Origin of the sequence: Shewanella sp. GD03713 (genome assembly GCF_029843705.1) — a bacterium.
In the GTDB taxonomy this organism is placed as follows: Bacteria; Pseudomonadota; Gammaproteobacteria; order Enterobacterales; family Shewanellaceae; genus Shewanella.
This window is the reverse complement of sequence record NZ_JAOCIW010000003.1, coordinates 23,620-45,709: the sequence shown is the minus strand read 5'-3', so window position 1 is coordinate 45,709 and position 22,090 is coordinate 23,620. Positions and strand designations below refer to the sequence as shown.

Here is a 22,090-nt window from a genome sequence, read left to right as displayed (position 1 = left end):
CGTCGTCTCCTCAGTGCCCTGAATGCCTATTTACAGGCTGGTCAGACATTGCTGGCATACTGCTTTCTGTTTTTTCAGGATGGCGCATACGTTCCAGCGCGCCCGTAATATTGGCTTCGGAGTCAATGAGGAACAGACCACTGACCACCACGGTATCGCCTTCATTCAGGCCGGAGCCGATGCCGGACTGTTGTTGTGATTCATGCAGAACGTGGATCTGTTTCGGCACAAACTTGCCTTCATCATCAACAGTAATCACGCGCTGTTCTTTGCCGGTATCGATAACGGCCTGGCTTGGTATCAGCAGCATCTCCTGGCTCTTGGTATTGAGTTTCAGATAGGCATTCATGCCCGGCTTGAGAAACTCATCCTTATTAGAAACCTGGAGACGGACCTGAAGCGTACGGGTTGTCTGATCCACGCTGGGAAGAATGTTCCATTTTTCGACATGGAATGTTTTATCCGGATAAGCCGGTACCGAAATTTCAAACTGCGACGTATCTTTCAGCAGATAGGCGATAGATTCCGGCACTGCAGCGCTGATCCAGACCGGGTCCATCCCCTGAATCTGAGCCACCACCTTATCTTTCGAAATATTCATGCCGGTGCGCAGGTCAAATGCAGTAATGACACCATCAATAGGTGCTTTAATGGTAAAACGGGTCTGGATTGTGCGGGTTGAACGCAGTCTTTGAATATCCTCTTCCGGCATACCAGCCAGACGAAGTCGCTCCAGAACCCCTTTTATCTGGGTTGGCGTACCGCCTGTACCGGATAGCAGCAGGAACTCACTTTGTGCCTCAACCCATTCAGGAATGGTGATATCGATAAGCGGAGTGCCTTTCTTCACATGATCGCCAGTAGTCAGGGGATACACTTTTTCGACGAAACCGTCAGAGCGCGCCTGCACAATGACAAACTGATATTCGTTGTAACTGACATTAGCCGGAATTGTCTGAGAATAATTCAGCATTCCTCGCGTGACTTTTTGCGTTTTTAATCCCAGATTCTGAACCTGGGTTGGATCGATACGGATCCCGCCATTACTTTTATCGCCACTTTCATCAGCATATTTTGGCACAAGGTCCATATCCATAAAGGGAGATTTTCCGGGTTTATCAAATTTGGTATCCGGTTTCATCGGGTCATACCAGAAAAGTACCTTTTTCTCCGGTGCCTTTTGTTCTGTTTGTACTGTTTTTTGTGATGAGTTTACATACTGCCAGGCAGTAACCGATATCAGCCCTCCTGCTAGGAGGCTGCTGATAATTATTGCAGCATATTTTATCTTTAAAGAAGCCATACAATTTCTCGCTGAAAAATCAAAACACCTGGCATATGCGCCCGATCATTCATTCACAGTAATCCCTTAATGAATGTTCAGGCGCACTGGATGTATTCGCTCCGGACAGTCAATCAGGATTGCGTAACGTTAATGCTTTTGAGTAAGGAGATATTGCCCTGCTGAATAAACGAGAAATCGACATGGTTGCCGATTTTCAGGGCATTGATAGCGTCGTCTGCATTAACAAAAGTGAAGCGCATGGTCATTGCAGGCCAGCCCACCGCAGGGATTGCTTCGTGCGAAATGGTGATCTTTTTACTATTCATATCAATGTCTTTAACGACACCGGTGCCCTTGATAACCTGCTGTACCGAAGCATCACTGGCAGCATTCATATCGCCATGCTGATGTGTTTCAGCATGAAGACCGGCAGAAAACATGACAGAGAAGGCACCAAATAAAACAGCTTTAAGTGAATTACGCATTTTTAATTTCCTGATTAATTAAATAAATTTATTCTACCCAACCGCCACCCAGCGCAGTAAACAGATTAATTTCGTTAACCTGTCGGGAATAGGTAAGATCGAGAATGGTTTGCTGCGTAGCGAAGAGGGAACGTTCTGCATCCAGCACTTCGATGTAACTGACAGCACCACTTGCATACAATCCTCTGGCTCGCTGGAGAGTTATCTGAAGTGAATCAAGATAACGCTGCTGTGACTCAAGTTGCTGGCTAAGGCTGTCGCGCAGCGCAAACGTGTCGGAAACATCCTTAAAGGCGGACTGAATTTTTTGTTCGTAATTAACCACCGACTGTTGCTGGCGAATTTCTGCCAGTTTGAGATTGGCTTTGTTCCTGCCGGCATTAAAAACAGGAATGTCAATTTTAGGGATAAAATTCCACATTCCGCTTCCTGGCGTGAAGAGACTGGACAGCTCCGTACTGCTTGCGGAAAGGCCACTGGTCAGGGTAATGGACGGGAAAAAGGCCGCCCGCGCTGCGCCAATATTCGCATCAGCAGCTTTCAGCTGGTATTCCGCCTCCATAATATCCGGTCGCTGCAGCAAAATTTGTGACGACAGGTTTGATGGCAGTTTAACTGGCGCGGTCTCACCGCCTTTCATCCCTTTTTCTGGCGGCAGTGCACGGTACGTTCCCAGCACCAGTTGCAGGGCATTGTTTGCCTGAGCCAGATCGCCTTCTCGTTTGGCTATCTCAGCGCGGGTACTTTCGATTTGTCCCCTGGCCTGTTCAAGCGCCAGCACATTCGTACTCCCGGTCACGAGCTGTTGCTCAACGAAAGCATAGGACTGTTCGTAATTTTTCAGCGTTTCCCGCGCGATACGGAGTTGTTCATACGCCAGTTGCTGGCTGAAATAGCTTTGTGAAACGCTGGAGACCAGCAGGATATGTACAGCCCGACGGGCTTCTTCGCTGGCAAAGTAGTTCTGGCGATCAGCGTCACTCAAGTTCTTGAGCTTGCCGAAAAAATCGAGCTCATAGCGGAGTTCCAGACCCGCGTCGTACTCCTGTGTGGTCGGCTTGTCGCCTTTCAGACCACCGCTGTAGGTGATCCCGGATGAGGCATTCAGCTGGGGATAACGATCTGCATCCGTGACGTTGAACTGGGCCCGGGCCTCTTCAACCTTCAGGGCAGCCATTCTCAAATTACGGTTATTAGCAAGGGCTTCCCCGATCAGCCGGGTAACCTGGGGATCGACAAAAAAGTTACGCCAGCCCGTATCCTGATAACCATTCACTGCTGGCGTCAGGCTGTTTCGGGACAGTGAAAACTGCTGGGGTACCGGTGCTGCCGGGCGCTGATATTCAGGTGCCAGAGAGACACAACCGGTCAGGATGAATATCGTGCTAATGCTGAGTAATTTTAATTTGAACATAACGCTTCTCATCCTGGCAGACCTGGTAAATGGTTCAAATGAAGTCCAGAGTATTGATAGGGGTACTTTACCGAACGCTCTCTGTTTGTCGGGTGACAGGATAATGACAATGTTGTCATTTTTGCTGTAATCCGTTGATAATGATCGTGGGCGCAATAGAATGACCTTAGCAGCCAGCCGGGGAGCAAGATGAAAATATTGATCGTCGAAGACGAAATTAAAACAGGTGAATATCTCAGCAAAGGGCTTAGAGAGGCAGGGTTCGTAGTGGATCACGCTGATAATGGTCTTACCGGATATCATCTCGCCATGACAGCCGAGTATGATTTAGTCATTCTGGACATCATGCTGCCTGATATGAACGGCTGGGATATCATCCGGATGCTGCGCACTGCCGGAAAGGGTATGCCGGTCTTACTGCTGACGGCCCTCGGCACGATCGAACACAGGGTCAAAGGACTGGAACTGGGTGCGGACGATTATCTGGTTAAACCCTTTGCGTTTGCCGAACTGCTAGCCCGGGTGAAAACCCTTCTGAGGCGGGGAAACACGATGATCACGGAAAGCCAGTTTAGGGTGGCTGGTCTCTCGATTGATCTCGTATCCAGAAAAGTCAGTCGCGCCGGAAACCGCATTGTGCTCACCAGTAAAGAGTTCAGCCTGCTGGAATTTTTCATTCGCCATCAGGGAGAGGTTCTTCCCCGTTCCCTGATTGCCTCTCAGGTCTGGGACATGAATTTTGACAGCGACACTAACGCGATTGATGTCGCCGTAAAGCGACTCCGCGCTAAAATAGACAACGATTACGAGACAAAGCTGATCCAGACAGTCCGGGGCGTGGGCTATATGCTGGAGGTCCCGGATGCATAGCAAACCTTCCAGGCACCCTTTTTCACTCTCCCTGCGGCTGACCTTTTTTATCAGCCTGTCCACGATACTGGCTTTTATCGCCTTCACCTGGTTTATGCTGCATTCTGTTGAAAATCATTTTGCCGAGCAGGATGTCAGCGATCTTCAACAAATCAGCACCACACTGAACCGTATACTCCAGTCCCCGGAAGATCCAGATGAAAAAAAAGTAAGCAAAATACAGGAATCGATTGCCAGCTACCGCAACGTTGCCCTTTTGCTCCTCAATCCCAGGGGTGAGGTGCTCTTTAGTTCAGCGCAGGGGGCAGCACTACGCCCGGCCGTGAATTCAGCAGATTTTAGCGAGCACAGCCACGCACGGGATGTCTTTCTCTGGACGGTGGAGGATCCTGCGAGACCGATGGATACCGAGTCTGAAATGAAGATGGAAACATACCGGATTATCGCCTCCTCTGGCCAGGCGATATTTCAGGGCAAACAGCAGAACTATGTCATGCTGACTGGCCTCTCCATTAATTTCCATCTCCATTACCTCGATGCGCTGAAAAAAAATCTGATTGCGATTGCCGTCGTGATAAGCCTGCTGATTGTTCTGATCATTCGCATCGCTGTCCGTCAGGGGCACCTGCCCCTTCGTAATGTCAGCAATGCCATTAAAAGCATCACCTCCGAGAATCTTGATGCGCGGCTGGAACCGACACGCGTTCCCATTGAGCTGGAACAGCTGGTTATCTCGTTCAATCATATGATTGGAAAGATTGAGGATGTCTTTACCCGCCAGGCCAATTTCTCTGCCGATATCGCGCACGAGATCAGAACGCCCATCACCAATCTGGTGACGCAGACTGAAATCGCACTGAGTCAGGATCGAACCCAGAAGGAACTTGAGGATGTCCTCTACTCCAGTCTTGAAGAGTATAACCGGATGACCAAAATGGTCAGCGACATGCTGTTCCTGGCGCAGGCGGACAATAATCAGCTTATACCTGACAGGGTCCGGTTTGACCTCAGAGCAGAAGTCATGAAAGTCTTCGAGTTTTTCGAAGCCTGGGCCGAAGAACGCAATATCACGCTCAAATTTAACGGGATGCCCTGCCTGGTTGAGGGAGATCCACAAATGTTCAGAAGAGCGATCAATAATCTGTTATCCAATGCCCTGCGTTATACCCCGGAGGGACAGGCAATCACCGTCTCAATAAGAGAGCAAGAGAGCTTTTTTGACCTGGTGATTGAAAATCCGGGGAAACCAATCCCTGAAGAGCATTTATCAAGGCTTTTTGACCGTTTTTATCGGGTGGATCCGTCCAGACAACGAAAAGGAGAAGGCAGCGGCATCGGCCTTGCAATTGTGAAGTCAATCGTGGAAGCACATCACGGAAGAGTGCAGGTGGAATCGGACGTACGCTCAACTCGTTTTATCTTATCCGTGCCCAGACTGGAGCAAAGGATTCCGGAGCCCCAACACTGAGAATAAAGATTTAAATGACAAAGATGTCATTAGCCTGTCATGCAGCAAACAGAAGCCATTCGATACTTATCAGGAAGGCTGGATTGCTTCATCAATACCCGGCGTCAGAGTACGCCAGGAAATGAATATCCAGCCAATTCCCGGAGAAATAAACACTGCCGAACTTGTTTCAGTTATGGAAATGAAAATATAGGTTGTGCTTCCCCCGGACAGGGACACCTTCGGTCAGAATTCCCTTTTCTTTAAACCAATTATGGTGCCCGACAGCATAATCGTGGATCTCAGACCAACCTTCGGCGCCAGCAATCACACCACACAGAGTGACGAACAATACATCATGCAACGGGTAAGTCACTTTGGCAGATTGTCGGCTGTCAGCAATCGAGTTGAAATGTGATGTGAAGGCTTCAAGGTACATGCTCTTATGCTCTCTATAAGAAAAAGAGAGCATAAGAGCATAATCGATGCCGTCCGTCTAATTTAGCTCAAAACGGTTAAAATATATTCACGATCTCGCCCTGCTTATGTTTGTAACCCCCCCAGGGCCGGATTATAAATTGTTAAATTGGTTAACAAACCTATCCAGTCGAACGAATTTCATTCGATTATGGATGATTTATATCAATCAATAATCCCGCATTAAGTCGACTTAAGAACAAAATAGCTAAATGTTAACAGAATTTACAAAGCATAATCTCACCCTGTGTAACCCCCTGGTTCTAAAATACATTCAAGATGAATTTTTTTGTAAACGTAGATATTGATAAATTATCAAATAACAAGTTTTTCAACTTTAATCATCTAGACGTATTTTCATATAAAATTGTAAACCCAAGCACACCCATTAACACGACCTGAATTTACAATTACAATATAATTATTAGGGAATTAACATTTGTCAAAAACATTTACAACCTTTAAAAGCTGTAAGTGAATTTCGTTCTTAAATCTGTAGCGTCTTTTTGATTGTTTTCATAATCCAATATTGAAAAATCAATTGATATACCGATATTTTCGAGTTTACCATCAAATTGATATGCAAGATTAACCGTCCATTCATTTAAATCTTTTCCCACTATGGGATTGTCAAAAGATGTATAAAATATTTTACCTTTAAGATTAGAGATAGCAGAACCTAACCCCAATTGATACGAATTTGTTCCAGATTCAAATGCCCCAACACCCGCAGTTTTAGTAGTGGCAGTAAACTGATAATAAGCTCCTTGACCAATGCCTCTAAAAACTCTATTATCTCCTTCATTTCCTCCAGCTAATGTATAACCAGCAAAAAAATCTACTCCTCCCTGACTGAAACCTACTTTAAAGCCCAAAAGATCATTATCGACTAGTTCATTTTTATCCCACTTAGTTTTGTAATATTGCATTGCAATATTACTGTTAAAGTTAGTTGGCAATGTATATTCGACATCCGCATAAAGTGCTTGGACTTCATTTATTACATTTGCGTACTGTGAGTTAACTTTGAATTTTTTAGCGATTCGCTTGTTAACTTGTACGAAAAAAACGCCATCATTACCTATTTTATAAAAATCGCCAGGAGAGCCAGAACCATTAAAATCAAAATCAACAAATTCATTATCAACATAAAACGATTTATCTGTTCGAGTCTGATATTTAGTCACATATCCAATCGAAATATCAGTACCATCAAAATGACTTGAAGACACCTGATACATTTCAAAAGATTCATTTATCAATCTTGAACCTGAGTTAGCGATAAGGGGTGATTAAAAGTGTTGTCTACCTCCAGAAAACACAGTATCACCAAACTGATACTTCAAAAAAGCTTCCGATAATACAAGACCTTGTGCGTTCATATCTCCCGCAGTTGTATCATCATCATTGATATTACTAACGTATGACCCCTGTACCTCTCCTCCCAATTTAAACCCATTAAACTCTGATGTATTAAAAGTAACATTACCACCATTCACCCAAATCGAGCTATTCTCTGTATTTGAATCGTCAAAATCTTGTTCGAAATAGTACGATCTCGCTGTACCTCCAACATTACCATTGTGTATCCATTCAGAAAAACTCTCAATATCATCATTAGAGAGTGCATTATTACTCATTGCTAATAACACCAAAAATATTTATTATATTTAAACATACAAACCTTATTAACGTTAAGTTACAAATAAGAAACTATATTAAGTAAAACTAAAATCAAAGATAAACAAATAAATTACAAACCCAATCGATAATACAAACTAGAGCATTTTTAACAGTGATCTATTTAACAAAAAAATATCAAACCGACATAAATATTAATTTAAAATAAACATAGGTTTAAAACCCAAGTTTAAAAACTTAGGTAGAAAAATTATATGAAGACGCAAGTTTAAAACCTGAGCTAAAAACCTAGGAGAATACAGCGTTAAAGCATATATTTAAAAAACAAAAAAACAAAAAAACAAACGACCAAAAACATCAGGCCAATATCAATAATGTGAATTAGATCAATATATATATAACCACAATCGTTACAATAAAAAAAGCGAGGCACGTTTAAATAAAAATATTTTATAAACTATATAGGAAAACTCAGACCATGATTAAAAAACACATTCTATTAGCACTTATAGTTGCATATTCAAGTCAATCATATGCCACAATAATAAATGCAGAAACGTTTAAAAATTTAGACTATAAGAGTGCTGTTACAACAGCACATACACTATACAAAAATAATGAAGGGATAATGATAAAAGTATTACCCGATAGAATAGTTGCAACTTTCTCAGATGGTAAAAGTAGTTCTGTAGCAATACCAAAAGATCAATTCTTTCTTTCAATAGCTCCGTACATTAATAGTTCTCATCCATGTACGAATCATGTTTTAACAGGTTGTACCGGAGAGATAATAAATCAAACAATGAAAGTTGTCATGATTGATACTGACACAGGTGAAACATTAATAGACAAAAAAATGACGACACAACGTGATGGATTTATAGACTTTTGGGTTCCAAAAGATAAAAACTTAGCATTTAATATTTACTATGAAGCAAAAGACGGAAGCAAAAGAGTGGCGAGAGAAGTATTGTCTACTTTCAATAACGATAGAACTTGCATTACAACTATGAAACTTATTGAAAGTTAATATTTAAATATGGCTTGTAAAAGGACTGGAATTACTCCGGTCTTTTTTATATAAAAAAATGGAAATCCTTTTCCATAAAATATCATGCATTAACATGACGTGAGTCTTTGTGGTTTTCTTGGGAGCACCTACAAAGTAACTCAAGATAATCCTTTATCTGGTTGATGAAATTCTTATTAGTTACGACCAGTGCACGTGGGTTATTTTCCAACTACCATCCACTTGTTTAATTAACACAAGCGTTTCCATGGTCATCGAGTCAATACTTTTACCCTTATATTCACCTTGGGCGTGACTTATTGACGTTGAAATAGCAATGTCACCCGTAATCGTTATTTGGTGTTCTTTTGGCGTTATGGTTAACCCTTTTAAGTAAGCCATATCCGCAAGCATATGATGATTGGCATAATCTGTAAGTGAACGCTCTACTTTTCCACCTTCATAAATTTGAACATTGGCTGCTAATAACTGCCTAACAATAACCTCATTGCCCGCTTGTAATGCAGCATGAAAATGTTTGACAACATTGCCCGCGGCGGAATCAACACCGATAAACGCTTTTTGTTCTATCGGGTGTGTTTCATCACCATGGGCGAAGCTCAATGAGCTTTGTCCTGCGGACATCAGTAATACCCCGGTGGTTATGAGCATTGTTAAAGGGCGATTATTCATTTTTATCTCTCTGTCAATTTATAGTGATTATCCAAGACTCATAGGACCTAGTACGCTCGAAAGTACCGCTGTAGTCGCTAATATCAGTACTGCTATTACTGCTTCTAATCCAATCGATTTTTGTAGTTTTTGTTTTGCGAGTGATGGGTTCGCAATCGTTAATTTCGGTACTAAAACCAATTTATGCCATGCTGCTATAAGTAAAATGATAGCCACCAAACAGAGCTTGATGGTGACCGCAATACCATAATCGGAACTGATTAATTCAGTGGGACTATCAAACAACATCCACACCATTCCCATGCCTGAAAGCAACACTAGAATGACAATCACTATGCCTAAACGACCAAATGTATCCATGACATTTTTTATGACGATGTGGTCATCGGTGCAGCATAATTTCCATAATGGATAAAAAGCGCCTATCCAACTGCCAATGATCAACACGTGTATCAATATTAAGCCTTGAGCAAGCAATCCCAGTTCAGTGCTATGGCCAATAAAAGTAAACGTGACAGCAATTAACAGACAACTGAGAATCGATAGTACCGCAGAAAACGTTTTGATATAACGGTTCTTATGTAACAGTAAACCACTAGCCACTAGCATTAACCCAAAACCGATTAAGCGCCAAAGCACCGTTTGCCCTACCTGGGTTGGCCACAGAAAAGCATGCATCTGCGCATCGAACATTCCCATCAAGCCGTTTTCAGCAAAAGCCCCTATTTGCGCAAAATAATTGATACTAACGGCAATCAATCCCAATACGGCACCTAGGCCGGTATATTTTGCAACGCTAATGCTCAGATTAAGTTGACCCTTAATGAGGTATTGCATCAATGTGCCGCCAATAACAGCGGCAACACTCAGATAGATAACCCATTTAGATATCAACACCGATATTTCAAATACGGTTAATATCATGTTTACTCATCCACTTATTGATGTGCAGTGTGCTCGCTAGTCTCATGCTCCATTGTCATAGGCGGTGCACTGCGAGTGTTCATGCCAGAGTCGTGAAGCATAAAGCTCATGTTGCCTTTCATCTTATGACCGTCATCACCCATGATCATCCAGTTAACTGTGTAATTAGCTGCGTTTAATGCTGGTAGGGCGAATGAAAATTCAGCTTGACTGGCCGCACTTGAAGGTAATGTTAACGGTACGCTTTGCTGCTTCTCATCTTGCATTGTTAATTTGACCAAACGTACCGGAGCCGTAAAGGTCAGTTCAAGCGTTGTTGGGGCTTGACTTAGCATGGCACCGTTAGGGGGCATAGAACTGCTCAGTCCGACATGAGCAAATGCTGAAGCACTCAGGAATAGACTTGTTACGACTAAAACGTTGTTAAATAATTTCATGATATTTCCTTTTATATTGTTTTTAACGATCGAAAAACGGTTTACATAAATGATTTAATATTGGCTTAGCTAACATCTTGGCGCCAAGCTTATAACTCAGTGTACGAACGAGGTCTTAGAACCACGCGCTAAAACCAATAACAAACTGGGTTTCTTGTGTATCTTCCCCTTCACTTCGGGCGTAATCGGCGGTATTACCGAGCTTCTGACGCCAATCAACACCGATATAGGGTGCGAACTCTCGAACAATCTCGTATCTCAATCGCAGCCCTGCACTGACGTCAGATAAGCCTGAGCCTATTCCAAGTTCAGCATCGTCCTTACCAAATAAATTAACTTCTACTTCAGGTGTGAGTATCAATTTTTGAGTGATTAACAGTTCATATTCCGCACTCAACCGCATAGCCGTACGGCCTTGTTCACCGATGAATAAGGCCGCGTCAATATCAAAAAAATATGGCGCTAACCCTTGAACCCCAATCACAGCCCAATTACGGTTCGGCGTCGGTTTGATATCGGTTTTAATACCGAATTGTACATCCCAGTATGGTGCGATGGGCTTACTGTAAAGAGCCTGAATTTCAAGGTCTTGCTTATCACTATTTGAATATTCACCTTCGGTTTTAAGCCACAACTTATTCAAATCGTAACCTAACCAGGCTTGTGCACTAAACTGGGTAGGATCTTGCGGATCCACGCCTTTTTCAAATTGATCCAGCATGACTTTTGTTAATAGAGGATCATCATTACCGCCGGCAAACACAGCTGAGCTAGCCAATGAGGCGCTCAGACTCAACAGTCCCAATGCCACTAAATTCGTTTTATTCATCTGTATACCCCTTTGTATACCCCTTATTTCACCACGACTTTTCTGAACATGCCTGGCATGTGGAATAACAAGTGGCAATGATATGCCCATTGCCCTTTTGCATCGGCGGTGACTAAGTAACTGATCTTAGAACCCGGCTGAACTAATACCGTGTGCTTACGGGGAATAAAATCAGGGTCGCCTGTCTCTAACTCACTCCACATACCATGCAAATGCATAGGGTGAGTCATCATCGTGTCGTTCACTAAGGTGATCCGCAGTCTTTCTCCGTATTCAAACTCTAATGGCGCGGCGTCCATAAATTTCACCCCATTCACAGACCACATATATCGGTTCATATTGCCGGTTAAATGCAGTTGAATTTCGCGGCTAGGTTGGCGCGTGTCGTAGGTAGGATGTAAGCCTTTAATATCGCCATAAGTTAATACTTTGCGATTAAATTGTTGTTGATGGTCACGCAATCCAATCCCGGGATCGTGTAAACCACTTTTTGGCGCATCTGCACGCATATCCACTTGTGGGCCGAACTCGGTGTCAATGTGTTTAATTTCATTGTTACTGCCAAAGCCTGCAAGCCCTAGTCCTGAGACTGTCGCTTTCGCAGCGTCCATGGCCATTTTGCTGTGATCCATGCCTGACATATCACCGCCACCCATAGCCATCTTGCTGTGATCCATGCCTGACATATCACCGCTGCCCATAGCCATCTTGCTATGATCCATGCCTGACATATCACCGCCGTCCATAGCCATCTTGCTGTGATCCATGCCTGACATATCACCGCCACCCATAGCCATCTTGCTGTGATCCATGCCTGACATATCACCAGCGCCCATGTCCATTTTGCTATGATCCATACCGCTCATATCCATATCACTCATATCCATGCCCATATCACTGTGGCCAAGGACTGGCCTTGGATCCATTGGGGGAATAGGAGCATGTAAACTGGCATCTGAGGTAAGGTTACCTACCGTAAAGCCGGTGCGGTCAATACTTTGAGCGAAAATACAATAGGCATTATCAACCTCTGGCTCAATAACCACATCATAGGTTTCAGCAACACCGATTCGAAATTCATCCACAGATACCGGTTGAATGTTCTGACCATCACTGGCGACAACACTCATTTTGAGACCCGGTATACGTACATCAAATATGGTCATAGCAGAACTATTTATAAAGCGTAAGCGCACCTTCTCACCTTGTTCAAACAACCCTTGCCAGCCCTGTTGCGGAGGATTGCCATTCATTAAATAGGTGTAAGTTGAACCCGTAACATCAGATATGTCTCTGTCACTCATGCGCGCGTTATTCCACATCGAACGAGCGTTCCACGTATTGGCTAAGCCATTTTTATTCACGTCAGAGAAAAAATCCATTACCGTACGCTCACGGTAATTATAGTAATCGGCTTGTTTCTTTAATTTGGCATAAATGTTTTCAGGGGCTTCGTCAGACCAATCAGACAGCATGATCACATAGTCACGGTCATATATAACCGGATCGGGGGTCGCTGGATCAATCACAATAGCGCCGAATAAACCGGTTTGTTCTTGATAGCCTGAATGACTGTGATACCAATATGTGCCACTTTGCTGGACGGTAAATTGATACTCAAATGTTTCACCGGGTTTAATGCCATCAAAGCTAAAGCCAGGCACACCGTCCATTTCGGTGGGTAAAATAATACCGTGCCAGTGAATAGAGCTATCATGGTCGAGATTATTTTTTACTCTTAAGGTGACTGTTTCACCTTCTTTCCAACGTAATAACGGCGCGGGCAGTAATTGGTTTACCACAGTAGCTCGAGCAGATTTCCCGGTAAAATTAACCATTTTATAGTCAATTGTTAAGTCAAACACTTTGCCAGAGAGCTGGCTCAACGATTGGCTTAACGCATTGGCAACGGCATTTTTAGGGAAAGGGATCGACATCAATGCCAACATGGCGGATGCACCAAACACAAACCGGCGTCGGCTGTTGTTGAGTTCACTGTTTGTCATTTGAATCATGGGTTTTATCATGTATTGCGATTTCATTGTACAGACTCCTCAAGCGAGTTCACTTGGGCGTAAACTTCACTACTGCCATCTTTTTTCAACAGTAAGACTTGATATGGCATAAATTTATCTTGGTACTCCATGCCAGGGCTGCCCACTGGCATAGCGGGTACGGTTAAGCCGATAGCATCTTTAGGAGGGGTGGCTAAAAAACGACTAATGAATTTTGCAGGGACATGCCCTTCAAACACATAACCTTGAGATGACACAGCGGTATGGCAAGATTGCATTGAAGCAGGAATGCCCTTTGACTGTTTAAACTCATAAAGGTTGTTAATATTGTGGGCACTAACACTAAATCCACGCTCACTAATATGCGTTAGCCATTTCTCACAACAGCCGCAATTAGCATCTTTATAAACGGTGAGTAATGGCTCCGTAGTGCCGGGCTCTGCTGCACGGGCAATTAATATCCCTCCCATAGTTTGCAGAATAAAAATAGTACCTATGACACGAAAAAAACTAATAGAATTGCGATATAGAGCAGACATAATATTGCCTCCAAATCAAATTTCGTCACATTAAACAACGCGGTTTAATGTCAGTTTATTAACCAAAAGGTTAAAAAATTGAAACTACATGATTGGCTAGGACAGCTAGCAAAAAAAAGGCGTAACTGTGCCTATGTTAGGCAAATATTGGAGGACGGTATAAAGAAGAACGATACTGAGGCATTAGTGCTGAGGTAAACATTGTTGCAGCATTAACTAAATTGACTTCTGATTTAAGCGTTGGCATCGCCATCGTTAAAGCGACTGATAAACATGATCCGACAGGACAATGGCACGCTTGGGCGCAGCAACTATCATCCGCACCATCACTCATATCCATATCCATGTTCATGTTCATTTGCATACTAGCGTCATGACATGCTTTGCCATTTTCAGCAGGCATATTTGAAGTCGTCATTGAATTCATTGGCATAGTACCAGGCATAATCACAGACGCAAAAGTTTGACCGACAAACGTCAGTAAAACAAACATCATGATTAAGTGGATTCTACGCAAAATATATCTCCAACGATTTTCAAATAATAGTAGTGAAAAATACTGCATTTAGCAATGAAAATTTATTTGAAAAACATAATTCCCGATCCCGATTTCAGATAATAAGTGCGACATTCATGGAAAGGTGTAGAAGAGGAAGCCAACTGCTAAAAGTGGGACGCTCTTCTCGCCAAAGAAACAAGCAGTACTACCATGAATTATCAGCAGTTGACCGAAGGCAGAAGATACCAGATTTCTGCTCTTTTGGAACGGGGGATTTCAGTTTCTGAGATTGCTAAAACCGTTCAGTGCCATCGCTCCACGGTATATCGGGAGCTTAAACGTGGCAGCAAGGGCAGTCATTATTGCCCAAACGAAGCTCAGTCAGGTGTTATCACTCAAAAAACGCACATTAGCGCGTAAATACAGAATACCTCAGGAGCGTGTTGATTTTATCCGCCTCCTTTTAGAAGCGGATTGGAGTCCAGAGCAGATTTCCAGTGTATTAACTAAAGTCGGTGCCGCTGTCAGCTATGAGTGGATCTACCGATTTGTTGCGCAGGATAAACGCTCGGGTGGCAAGTTATATCGCCACTTGAGGCAAGGTCACAAGCGGTATCGTCGCGGTAAAAAAGAGAAAGCACCAGCGATCAAAAATGCGGTTTCTATCGATGATAGGCCAAGCATAGTTGACAGTAAGGAGCGATTTGGTGATTGGGAAATCGACACCGTATTAGGCAAGCACGGCACGGGGGCGATGGTGACTATTTTAGAGCGTAAAACACGATTTTACTTGGTGAAGAAAGTGCCATCCAAGTCAGCGGATGATGTCACTAGAGCAACCATAGAACTACTCATGCCTTACAAGGAGCATGTCCATACCATCACGGCAGATAACGGGAGAGAGTTTGCAGGCCATGAAACCATCGCAAAGGAGTTGGAGGCTGATGTTTACTTTGCCCACCCTTATAGTTCTTGGGAGCGTGGAGCCAATGAGAATGCTAACGGTCTTTTAAGGCAATATGTGAAGAAAGGAACCGACCTAACAACGGTAACAGACAGTGATATTGAATTCGCTTTATCGCGGATAAATTATCGACCGAAAAAGTGTTTAGATTTCAAGCAACCAGCGATTGTCTTTAAAGAAATGGTATTGGCTGCTTGATATTGGCGAGTGTCGCACTTCGCAGTTGAATTAGGGACAAACCTATCCAGTCGAACGAATTTCATTCGATTATGGATGATTTATATCAATCAATAATCTCGCATTAAGTCGACTTAAGAACAAAATAGCTAAATGTTAACAGAATTTACAAAGCATAATCTCACCCTGTGATACTCTGTGAGTTAGGGAGATATTTATGCCCGAACATGGATAAATGCAGCGTGTAACAACATCGGTGCAAAGGCAGCTTGCTAGCCACCTTTGGTTGACGAGCTAAGCGTGTAGCGAGATGTTATCACGTGAACCAGACTAGGCAAGTCTGATTCACTGAGCTAAAAAAATAATGATACAGGCACACCAAAGCGCTGACTGAGTGCTTCTATGTGGTGTCTATTAAGCTTCTTTCCTTCTGCGGGGCGTTGTTGCCTAAATGAATGAACCTTCCGTCTCAGATGCGATCAGATCCTGTGAATACCACGCAGAAACCGCTATCAGATGGGCAAATCTAAATCTCGCATTACCAATTGGCCGGAATATAACAAGGCGTTGACCAACCGAGGCTCACTGACTTTTTGGATAGACGAGCAGGCGCTCAACCTCTGGTGTCACACTGAACACCATGGTGGTCGAGGTCGGGGATTTCAATACAGTGACACGGCGATATAAACCGCCTTAATGCTCAAAGGTTTGTTTAATCTCCCCTTGCGAGCACTAGAAGGTTTTCTCAACTCAGTGTTTAGTTTGATGAGTCTGCAATTAACTTCACCTGGTTACAGCTGCATCAGCAAGCGGGCAAAGACAGTCAAAGTTAACTACCGCCCCCCTTGCCGAGGCGCGATTGCTCACTTAGTTGTCGATGCCACAGGACTGAAAGTATATGGCGAAGGTGAATGGAAAATGCGTAAACATGGTAAGGAAAAACGCCGAACTTGGCGTAAGTTGCACCTTGCGATAGATGCGGCCACACATGAAGTCATCGCAGCCGAAGTCAGTTTAGAGAGTGTGGCAGATAGTGAGGTTCTCCCAACGTTATTAAACCCACTAAGGCGCAAGGTAAAACAAGTGTCAGCTGACGGTGCTTATGACACCAAAAAATGTCATAAGCTGCTGAAACGCAGAGGGTGTAAACCTACGATACCGCCGCGAAAAAATGCAGGTTATTGGGAAGAAGGTCATCCCAGAAACGAGGCCGTCAGCGCTCTGAAAAGTGATGAACTCAAACAATGGAAACAAGAGAATGACTATCACCAACGCTCCCTGTCAGAAACAGCTATGTATCGTTACAAGCAACTGATTAGCCCGAAATTGAGCCTGCGGGACTACAACGGCCAAGTCGGCGAGGCACTGGCTGGTGTGAAAGTGATGAACAAAGTCATAGGACTGGGTATGCCTATTCGCCAGAGGGTCAATTAATACCAGGAACCCTTTTAGGAAAAGGCATACCTAAGATTGATTTAGGCAACAACGCCCTTATCAGATGTTGCTCTTCACTTCTAATATTTCAAATAAAAACTGTGCCTTCCCTTTTTGACCGCTCGCCGCGGGATACACCGAAAATTTAACGACTCCCGAAGTAGCCACCGGGTTTAACGTTACCGTTTGACCTGGCTTTACCACTTGACCAAGTACCTGAACACTTATTTCTGCGTCAGTGCGTAACGTAAATAAAGCATCTTGCGGTCCCGAAGCGAGCTGGCTTTCAACTGTTCTCAGATCATTAATGACGACTTCACTGACAGGTTTGTCTGCAGAGCTAGCTAAATCCCTAGATACTGCAAGAGTGGTTAATGAGCCTACATTTACTATGTTAGGCGGCTGATAAGTAAAGCTCTTGCTACTAACGCCTTGGTTGCCAAAAACGTCGGTAGCTTTCACCGTTAAAGTATAAATCTCACCGGATGTAAGTGATGGGAAAAGCCTTGGATATTGCAATGAATACACGTTATTGCCTTTACTTACAGTGGCCAAATAAACCGTGTCGTTAGCTGAACCGCCGGAGATAATAACACTATCGATGGTGTAGCTTGATTCATCTGCAATGGACACTACCAAGTCATCTAGCCCGACAATTTCATTGAATACTGCACTACCGGAATTGGTAATGCTTATTGTTGGTGTGGCGTTTTCTACTTTGAATGTTTGAAGCGGGGACACAGTGGTAGGCCCGTGATTCTCGACCATCTCTAATTCTAGTGAATGGTTTCCAGTCGGCAGAGAATTTAAGTTAAAGACGTATTCCCAATTAACACCGTTGCGAATTGAACTAATAGGGTTTAAATATTTTGTACCATATTTAATTCTAGCGGCCTTCATGACTAACCTTTCAAACCAACTGCCTGCACCCGGTAGATAAACAAATGCAGTAAGAGTGTTAGTTGTCGTATCAACTTTAAAACTGGTCATTTGCGGGTATTGAGCATCGTTATAGGTTGATTCGCCGTAGCTGTAATTCGCGTAAAGTGTTCCCATCGGCAGGCCCACTGACACAACACCGATAGCATCGTGCAAATAGCCATATCCACCTTTGGTCATCTCATATGTTAAACCCGTTAAGCTACAAATTGACTCACCTGCTGGAATGTCGCAAGAATATCCACGAAAACTTGCGCGTTGCACGTAATCCCGCGGCTGCACCCGAAGCTCAAAATCAGTCATTGTAGCTGGCAAAATCGAATTATGATGCATGATCCCTGTCGTAATAGACATTCGAACGTCATTTAACAAAAATGTTGCTGACGTCAACACTGGGGATTTTGAAGCAGTTTCAGACAATGACAAATTGTATTGGATAGTGCCTGCCATCCATCGACCAAAGTCAACCCACTTAATTTGGTTTGCGTTGTTATATCCAAATGGCGCTGTCATATCAAAATAACCGTATTCACCATTAATTATAACATTTGTCGCTCCCACTGAGTTCGCGAGAGCAAGCCCCCCTTTCACTCCAGCGTCTCGAACGTTATCTACTGGTACTCTATATAACAATCGAACGGGGTTGGTTTTGACTGTCATGCCTGGAGTATAAGCTACAAAACCTACAAATGAACTAGATACACTTTCAGCCAAGTTTGCATCCGGGTCGAAGACTGCAAAAGGAGAAGATGGAGCCCCACCATAGTTGTCGTAATAGAATGTTTTGACAGTTGAACGAGTGATGTTACCTGCTGCATCATATAGCTGAGCCTGCATTGAATATGGATCAGAAGCGTTATTTGACGGTAATATATTTGATAAGTCTGTTTGTGCATTTATCACAGCTTTGAATGCTGCTTGGTCTATGACCATGGGTCTTGTTAATACGATGGAATCGGAATTTAGTTTTTGTACAATGACAGAACCTGAAACCGCACCTTTTACATCCGTTATCCAAATTTTCGAATCTTCGCCGGTGTTTTGTGTATTTAGCCACCAAATCTCATTCGACCCTGTTTCGGCACCATAATTGCTTGTTCCATTTCCATACCAGTCTCCAATGATAGGTCCCTCAGTATCAACTTCAACAACCTTTGTATACTGATCAATTGTTGTACCAGAACTGTTAATCGTTTCGATTTTAAGGCTATACAAACCATCCATCAATTTGGGGATAGTTATTGATTTTCCGTAAAATTCTCGTCCAGAAAAGCTTAACCTGTCAGAAACTCGAATAAAATCTGTGGTGTTGTTGAACACCGTCACTCCACTGGTGTTGATGACTGATAGCTTAAGTTTGTTATCAAGCCCTCCAGAGAGGTAAACCATCGCATCAGTTTGAGGGTTAATGAGCGAGCCCTCAGTGGTTTTCACTGTAGCGTTGGTGTCTGTATACGAAAAGCCTTCTACTGCCGCGTTAGCCATGCCAGAGCAGATGACGCTACACAGCCCTAAAAGTAGTGATTTATTAATTTGCATGGCCTGCCCTTTAATTGGTAGAAGTGATTTGCGGAATGTCGATCATGAAGCTTGCCTGCCCTTTCACACCAGGAGAAGCAGAGTAAACAGGAATAACAACTTCACCTGTGATGCTGGGGATGATCGTGATTTGTTTAGTTTCCCCAGGTTGCAACACGCTACCAAGGATATTGACGTTGATTTTGGCGTCACTGCGTAACGTGATAAATGCCGTTTGAGCACCGGACGCGAGTTGTCCTTCAGCCGTTCTGAGCACACCAGTTTTAATTGATGTAATTGGGTCGTTTTGCGTGTTCTGCAGTTGTTTATTAACAGCCAAAGTCGTCATTTGCCCAACTTGCAATAAGTTGGCAGGCAAATACAAGAAGGTTGAAGTTAACGTCGATGCGTTCCCTGCTGTATCTTGAGCGGTAATATTGATAGTGTAAGTTTCATTCGCTTCCAAACTAGGGAATAAACGAGGGTAATTCAGGTCGTAAATACCATCACCTAAATTATTTGTAGAAACATAAACTGAATCCTTAGCAGCCCCTCCAGATAGCACAACCGAATTGATATTGGCTTCACTATCATCAGTAATGCTGATACGTAAACTCTCTAAACCATTAATGGTGCTTCCGTTTGTGATTTGCGCTCCAGAAGGCGATTGCAATCGCAAAACTGGAGGCGTAGTGTCGTTTAGATAATTGGATAGAATCGACTGTGTTACCCGATTACCATAGGTGTCATCTGCGTAAAACGAAATATTTTGACGACCACTTGGTAATCGATTGAGTTTAAAAGTAACTCGATGACGGCCGGTGCCGGTGATCACCCAAGAATCGGGAGATATTGCGAAGCCTAAACTAGATTGCAATCGGAAAACCTCTGTCTTCCACATTCCAGAACGCCAATCGCTAGTAGTGTTCGTGTCGTACACGTTTACAGTTATTGAATCATCAGTAACATTGACCGATTCGATTGTGGGAGCAATAAAATCCCAATATGTATACCAATAATTAAATTGAGCACTAAAACGTCCATCACTGACACCGTTCACACTTGAGTAGACCACATAGCTGTAGGGTGTATAGCCAAAACCAGACTCAAATACTCTGTTGATTGTAACATCGCAATAGGTTTCACCAATTGGGATAACACAGGAGCCTAAACCTGAAACAACGGCTAATTGTTCATAACCCATTTTTTCACTGTTTAGACGAAGCCTTACCACTTTTGTGTATTTGCCAACACTGATTCTTTCGCCCCCACTGCCACCTTCCTCACTAAACCATTGTACAGTGTCAGGTTGCTTAGTAGGCGAACGATCAACACCTGGGCCTAGGGTGAACTTGAAATCAGAAAGGTAATTGACTGAGTGAATGCCACTTTTCGTCAGCGCAACCCAATATGGGTTTACTGTAGGATATGAGACAGTAAATTCGTTATAGACAAAATCACCCTCTCGATAACCATAACTACTCCAACCATAATCCCCGTTTGCTTCCAACGTTTCAGAATAGGGCCGTCTATAGCGGACTTTTATCGGATTGTTGTAGATGGTCATCCAAGATGTGTACGGCTTCCACGTAGCACTTGAAGCATCATAAATGTCGCTACGAACTGGTAAGGGATATGAGGCTTTTTCGATAAACGAGCGAGCAGTAAAATCTGAATAATTACCTGCTGCATCAAAGACCCTAAAACCAGCCTGATACCAACCTCTATCACTGGGTAAAACCTCAGATGGTAGGGACGAAAGGCTCGCAGTGGAAGTATCTAAATCCAATTGAGCATTAATCGAATTTATTAATGAAAGGCTCACATCATCTTTCACAATGTAGAGAACATTTTTGAGCCCAGCACCTGTATCTTGAATACCTGTGAGTTTTAATTGGCCGAAATCCATAGGGCTATATGAAGCTAAAGTTCCACCGAAGGATCTATAGTTAAAAGCTAAATCAGAACTATTGGCTGTTGGTGCTTGAGTATCTATTGTCACCGGAATAGACCAAGAGCCAATCACATTCCCATCAACGGTTAACAAGTCAGCCTGTAAGGTATAATTTCCCTGTGAATTAGGCGCAACTATAGAGATCTGTTTTCCGTAAAAGTCTTTTCCTTGAAATGTAATTCTGTCGGAAACACCAATCACACCCGTATTGACTTCGTTAAGCTTGACCCCACTAGAAAGCCAATATAGTTTTAGCTTTCGGTCAAGACCGGCAGACACATAAACATTCATTGAATGTTCAAGAACCGGGTTGATGGCCATAGCCGAAGCAGGTGTCAAAGTCGTCTGTTCTTGCATAACAGACGTAAAGGTCATACCTTCAATTTCCGCAAATGCAAAATGTGGCAAGGCTAATAACGCAGCCGCTAAAAGTTTGTAGCGATGCTGACTGAAATTCATAAGTAGCTCCTTCATCGAGAGCGATTACTTTAACACAGATAATTAAGTTTGCATGTTATTTAATCTAAGTTAAGATCTAAC

At 43.3% G+C, this 22,090-nt stretch carries 17 protein-coding genes and 3 pseudogenes; 5 read left to right on the top strand and 15 right to left on the bottom strand.

The window, feature by feature from the left end; all coding sequences use genetic code 11:
* Positions 1-10: 10 nt before the first annotated feature.
* The 3 genes from silB to silC form a co-directional block, all read right to left on the bottom strand.
* Positions 11-1,303, bottom strand: a complete 1,293-nt coding sequence (gene silB / locus N5E87_RS22730; protein WP_011711635.1) for a Cu(+)/Ag(+) efflux RND transporter periplasmic adaptor subunit SilB — start codon at positions 1,301-1,303, stop codon at positions 11-13.
* A gap of 113 nt (positions 1,304-1,416) precedes the next feature.
* A complete protein-coding gene (cusF, locus tag N5E87_RS22725; RefSeq protein ID WP_011711634.1) occupies positions 1,417-1,770 on the bottom strand; it encodes a cation efflux system protein CusF in 354 nt (117 codons plus the stop codon).
* Positions 1,771-1,798: 28 nt separating this feature from the next.
* Positions 1,799-3,184 carry a Cu(+)/Ag(+) efflux RND transporter outer membrane channel SilC gene (gene silC / locus N5E87_RS22720; protein ID WP_037425949.1) on the bottom strand — a complete coding sequence of 462 codons (1,386 nt, stop codon included), beginning with the start codon at positions 3,182-3,184 and terminating at the stop codon, positions 1,799-1,801.
* Positions 3,185-3,373: 189 nt separating this feature from the next.
* Here silC and silR point away from each other — a divergent pair, with 189 nt between their 5' ends.
* A complete protein-coding gene (silR, locus tag N5E87_RS22715; RefSeq protein ID WP_011711632.1) occupies positions 3,374-4,054 on the top strand; it encodes a copper/silver response regulator transcription factor SilR in 681 nt (226 codons plus the stop codon).
* Entirely contained in the window at positions 4,047-5,522 is a 1,476-nt protein-coding gene (gene silS / locus N5E87_RS22710) for a copper/silver sensor histidine kinase SilS (RefSeq protein ID WP_086904630.1), read from the top strand. The genes silR and silS overlap by 8 nt, the downstream gene beginning before the upstream one ends.
* Positions 5,523-5,730: 208 nt before the next feature.
* Here silS and N5E87_RS22705 read toward each other — a convergent pair.
* The 3 genes and pseudogenes from N5E87_RS22705 to N5E87_RS22695 form a co-directional block, all read right to left on the bottom strand.
* Positions 5,731-5,940: pseudogene (locus N5E87_RS22705) on the bottom strand (transposase family protein); the annotation flags it as partial.
* A 499-nt stretch (positions 5,941-6,439) separates the two neighbouring features.
* The gene (locus N5E87_RS22700) at positions 6,440-7,240 is read right to left on the bottom strand and encodes a hypothetical protein (protein ID WP_256657326.1); all 801 of its coding nucleotides are present in this window, start codon (positions 7,238-7,240) and stop codon (positions 6,440-6,442) included.
* Positions 7,241-7,270: 30 nt separating this feature from the next.
* Positions 7,271-7,618 carry a hypothetical protein gene (locus tag N5E87_RS22695; RefSeq protein WP_256657327.1) on the bottom strand — a complete coding sequence of 116 codons (348 nt, stop codon included), beginning with the start codon at positions 7,616-7,618 and terminating at the stop codon, positions 7,271-7,273.
* A gap of 479 nt (positions 7,619-8,097) precedes the next feature.
* Here N5E87_RS22695 and N5E87_RS22690 point away from each other — a divergent pair, with 479 nt between their 5' ends.
* The gene (locus N5E87_RS22690; RefSeq protein ID WP_086904834.1) at positions 8,098-8,649 is read left to right on the top strand and encodes a CueP family metal-binding protein; all 552 of its coding nucleotides are present in this window, start codon (positions 8,098-8,100) and stop codon (positions 8,647-8,649) included.
* A gap of 180 nt (positions 8,650-8,829) precedes the next feature.
* Here N5E87_RS22690 and N5E87_RS22685 read toward each other — a convergent pair whose 3' ends face one another.
* The 7 genes from N5E87_RS22685 to N5E87_RS22655 form a co-directional block, all read right to left on the bottom strand.
* Positions 8,830-9,273 carry a nuclear transport factor 2 family protein gene (locus N5E87_RS22685; RefSeq protein ID WP_011711627.1) on the bottom strand — a complete coding sequence of 148 codons (444 nt, stop codon included), beginning with the start codon at positions 9,271-9,273 and terminating at the stop codon, positions 8,830-8,832.
* A 75-nt stretch (positions 9,274-9,348) separates the two neighbouring features.
* Positions 9,349-10,245: a CopD family protein gene (locus N5E87_RS22680; RefSeq protein ID WP_086904833.1), complete on the bottom strand. Its 897-nt coding sequence runs from the start codon at positions 10,243-10,245 to the stop codon at positions 9,349-9,351.
* Positions 10,246-10,259: 14 nt separating this feature from the next.
* On the bottom strand, positions 10,260-10,682 hold the full coding sequence (locus tag N5E87_RS22675) for a copper resistance CopC family protein (protein ID WP_011711625.1): 423 nt from the start codon (positions 10,680-10,682) through the stop codon (positions 10,260-10,262).
* A gap of 115 nt (positions 10,683-10,797) precedes the next feature.
* A complete protein-coding gene (locus N5E87_RS22670) occupies positions 10,798-11,511 on the bottom strand; it encodes a copper resistance protein B (protein ID WP_011711624.1) in 714 nt (237 codons plus the stop codon).
* Positions 11,512-11,534: 23 nt separating this feature from the next.
* Positions 11,535-13,553, bottom strand: a complete 2,019-nt coding sequence (locus N5E87_RS22665; protein ID WP_083848294.1) for a copper resistance system multicopper oxidase — start codon at positions 13,551-13,553, stop codon at positions 11,535-11,537.
* A complete protein-coding gene (locus N5E87_RS22660; RefSeq protein WP_011711622.1) occupies positions 13,550-14,065 on the bottom strand; it encodes a DUF411 domain-containing protein in 516 nt (171 codons plus the stop codon). The genes N5E87_RS22665 and N5E87_RS22660 overlap by 4 nt, the downstream gene beginning before the upstream one ends.
* Before the next feature lie 136 nt (positions 14,066-14,201).
* A complete protein-coding gene (locus N5E87_RS22655; protein WP_256657328.1) occupies positions 14,202-14,582 on the bottom strand; it encodes a hypothetical protein in 381 nt (126 codons plus the stop codon).
* 192 nt (positions 14,583-14,774) lie between these two features.
* On the opposite strand from N5E87_RS22655, the pseudogene N5E87_RS22650 reads away from it, so the two are divergent.
* Together N5E87_RS22650 and N5E87_RS22645 are read left to right on the top strand one after the other, a co-directional pair.
* Positions 14,775-15,726 (top strand): annotated as a pseudogene (locus tag N5E87_RS22650) (IS30 family transposase).
* Between the two features lie 495 nt (positions 15,727-16,221).
* Positions 16,222-17,139 (top strand): annotated as a pseudogene (locus N5E87_RS22645) (IS5-like element ISSpu16 family transposase).
* A gap of 60 nt (positions 17,140-17,199) precedes the next feature.
* Here N5E87_RS22645 and N5E87_RS22640 read toward each other — a convergent pair.
* Positions 17,200-19,617, bottom strand: a complete 2,418-nt coding sequence (locus tag N5E87_RS22640) for an Ig-like domain-containing protein (RefSeq protein ID WP_011711617.1) — start codon at positions 19,615-19,617, stop codon at positions 17,200-17,202.
* Between the two features lie 10 nt (positions 19,618-19,627).
* Positions 19,628-22,009, bottom strand: a complete 2,382-nt coding sequence (locus tag N5E87_RS22635) for an Ig-like domain-containing protein (RefSeq protein ID WP_011711616.1) — start codon at positions 22,007-22,009, stop codon at positions 19,628-19,630.
* Positions 22,010-22,090: the final 81 nt, after the last annotated feature.

Bases quoted from the DNA above. Each gene is read 5' to 3' on its own strand.
- N5E87_RS22670 (WP_011711624.1), bottom strand. From the start codon at position 11,511: ATGAATAAAACGAATTTAGTGGCATTGGGACTGTTGAGTCTGAGCGCC.
- N5E87_RS22640 (WP_011711617.1), bottom strand. From the start codon at position 19,617: ATGCAAATTAATAAATCACTACTTTTAGGGCTGTGTAGCGTCATCTGC.
- N5E87_RS22690 (WP_086904834.1), top strand. From the start codon at position 8,098: ATGATTAAAAAACACATTCTATTAGCACTTATAGTTGCATATTCAAGT.
- N5E87_RS22675 (WP_011711625.1), bottom strand. From the start codon at position 10,682: ATGAAATTATTTAACAACGTTTTAGTCGTAACAAGTCTATTCCTGAGT.
- N5E87_RS22695 (WP_256657327.1), bottom strand. From the start codon at position 7,618: ATGAGTAATAATGCACTCTCTAATGATGATATTGAGAGTTTTTCTGAA.
- silR (WP_011711632.1), top strand. From the start codon at position 3,374: ATGAAAATATTGATCGTCGAAGACGAAATTAAAACAGGTGAATATCTC.
- N5E87_RS22685 (WP_011711627.1), bottom strand. From the start codon at position 9,273: ATGTCCGCAGGACAAAGCTCATTGAGCTTCGCCCATGGTGATGAAACA.
- silB (WP_011711635.1), bottom strand. From the start codon at position 1,303: ATGGCTTCTTTAAAGATAAAATATGCTGCAATAATTATCAGCAGCCTC.
- N5E87_RS22680 (WP_086904833.1), bottom strand. From the start codon at position 10,245: ATGATATTAACCGTATTTGAAATATCGGTGTTGATATCTAAATGGGTT.
- N5E87_RS22660 (WP_011711622.1), bottom strand. From the start codon at position 14,065: ATGTCTGCTCTATATCGCAATTCTATTAGTTTTTTTCGTGTCATAGGT.
- cusF (WP_011711634.1), bottom strand. From the start codon at position 1,770: ATGCGTAATTCACTTAAAGCTGTTTTATTTGGTGCCTTCTCTGTCATG.
- silS (WP_086904630.1), top strand. From the start codon at position 4,047: ATGCATAGCAAACCTTCCAGGCACCCTTTTTCACTCTCCCTGCGGCTG.
- N5E87_RS22635 (WP_011711616.1), bottom strand. From the start codon at position 22,009: ATGAATTTCAGTCAGCATCGCTACAAACTTTTAGCGGCTGCGTTATTA.
- N5E87_RS22665 (WP_083848294.1), bottom strand. From the start codon at position 13,553: ATGAAATCGCAATACATGATAAAACCCATGATTCAAATGACAAACAGT.
- silC (WP_037425949.1), bottom strand. From the start codon at position 3,184: ATGTTCAAATTAAAATTACTCAGCATTAGCACGATATTCATCCTGACC.